Annotated in this window: 3 protein-coding genes; all 3 read left to right on the top strand. The window is 31.7% G+C overall.

The features are described from left to right. Positions 1–571: M15 family metallopeptidase (locus ACT3TU_RS13995; protein WP_444784513.1), on the top strand; the 571-nt coding region annotated here is incomplete at its 5' end. Between the two features lie 11 nt (positions 572–582). Beyond that, positions 583–1083: a hypothetical protein gene (locus tag ACT3TU_RS13990; protein WP_192529806.1), complete on the top strand. Its 501-nt coding sequence runs from the start codon at positions 583–585 to the stop codon at positions 1081–1083. A gap of 389 nt (positions 1084–1472) precedes the next feature. Next, positions 1473–2237, top strand: coding sequence for a hypothetical protein (locus ACT3TU_RS13985; protein ID WP_444784512.1), 765 nt, complete (start codon positions 1473–1475; stop codon positions 2235–2237). The last annotated feature ends 3 nt before the right edge of the window (positions 2238–2240 follow it).

Genomic DNA, 2240 nt, shown 5'->3' with positions numbered 1-2240 from the left:
TAGAAAATTCACACCTACTTGCTCTCAAGTCGTACAGCTACCTACTCAACCAGCTGATAGTTTAAAACTTAACCCCTTAGCGTGTGGAGGTGATAAGCATTATAAGAGAACACTAGATAATATAAATAGTCTACACCCAATTATGCGCCCCTATGTTATTAAATTAATTAACGAAGGTTATCAGAAAACAGGTCTTAACTGGATGATAACAGATGCATACCGTAGCCCTAAAAAACAAGGTGAAATACCTGGTGCAAATACTAATGCGGGTCCTATGCAAAGCTATCATCAATATGGATTAGCAATAGATATAGTATCAGTTACCAATGGTGAAATAACTTATACTCGTGATGGTGGCAAATCTAGAGCTATGAATAATCTCTCCATAACACATAGTAAAAAACTGGGTCCTATTGGCGTAAGTTTGGGTTTAGAATGGGGTGGAAACTGGACAAAGACTAAAGACTATCCTCACTTTGAATTAAAACCTAATGGTAAAACCTGGAAAGACCTAAGACCCATACTAATAAACATAGGTATTGAAAATTATAAAAACCTTACATTTGACTGAAGAGACATATTATGAATAAAGTAACAAAATTAATAGCTATACCTATCTTTGCTCTGTTAGGCTCTGCTTGTATAAACACCAGCACAAATACTGAAAAGTTAACCAATGAAGTTATCAATCAATTTGTCTCTGGTATTGAAGTTAACCCAGGATCTAGACCTATACAAACGCTGAATGATAGCTTTGAAGCAACTCCTAACGATGGACCCATTATTAATCAAACAGTTGAGGTATTTAAGCTGGATAACGGGAAATGTCTCTCGTTAGTTACACTCTATAACGAGTCTGGTTTTGGAGGATATGAAGACTTATTTATTTTCAGAGATAATCAAGTATTAGTAAGTTTACAAAGAAACCTATTCTTTTCAAAAGAAAATGGACCAGTAACTAAGAAAAGTATAAGCTATGATAATAACATTGACGACTCACAAAGAACCAAATCTATTTTAAAAGACGACTTTAATAGATATAAACAAGAGTTTAATTTAACAGTAGTCTCTACTTGTAAGTAATAAATTTACTAACAATAGTTATAATCGAGTCAATTCAAAAGCGATATAGTACTGCTGGGATATATTTTTCACAGCCTCTGTCAGCGTAGACACAGCACGCCAGTAAAATTCATACTAGTAGTGCGACGGTATTGACTTCTCAATTTTATTTCGAACTGATTATATCACGTACTTATAAAAGAATATATTTATGATTATTCGAATTATTATTTTACTAAACTTATTAACACTAACATCATGTTCCTATGATAAAGAAAGTACTTTTCTGATAAGGTTAGATAGCTTCAGTTCTGTCAATCGAGAATATGAAGATACGTATTATAAACAGGTTTCTGATATTTATTACAATAGTGAATATAAATTAGTTGAGCTCAGTCTAAATAATATATATGACATTGAAGCTCATTGATTTTGATTCATATGTTAGTCTTAAGATTAATGATACTTATAAAGATAAGTATATAGAGGTAGATTTTAATCATGCTTATGGTGAAAACCTAGAAAGCGCAATGAAGAAGACAGGTATTTTCAGAAAAAATGATTCAGATGAAGGTCTATTAATCATTCCTTCAGTCTCTGGGTCATCCCCTACTTATACAGCCATACTTTTTAATAATTCTGGAATCTACCACTCATACTCTTTTGAGCTACAACAGCATAACTGTAATAATTTTGACACCCTATTGATAGAAAATAATTTAATAAAAAATTTATATATCACTCAACGCAACAAAGAATGTGAGGTAAAGATAATTACTGAAAACCCAATGGTTTCGAATATTTATTCTCCAGACTCTTACGAAGATGAAGACATGTATTATGCTTATAAATACTATAAAAACAACGAAAATTATAAAAAATCAAGATATTATAAAGAAATAGAAAATGGAATTTCAAGTATTCCTAGCTTTTACGGAAAAAAACACTTTAGCTTTGGTAGCAATTTTTTAACAGGCACTATTATAATAACTAAAAATAACCAAGTTACTATTGAAACATGCGGTGCCAATGCACCTGAAGACTGTAGTCTTGTATATCAAGGAGAGTATAAGAGAGAGATGGAAGATCCATTTACTGGTAACTATAGTGTGAGTGGGAACAGAGTTGTTTTCAAAAGCATCCACAATATATTTGAAATTTCAAACTTGAAATAGATT

The sequence above is a fragment of the Psychrobacter sp. AOP3-A1-26 genome, assembly GCF_052378235.1.
Taxonomy (GTDB): domain Bacteria; phylum Pseudomonadota; class Gammaproteobacteria; order Pseudomonadales; family Moraxellaceae; genus Psychrobacter.
Note: the sequence above shows the minus strand (reverse complement) of the source record. Positions and strands in the feature narration are given on the sequence as shown.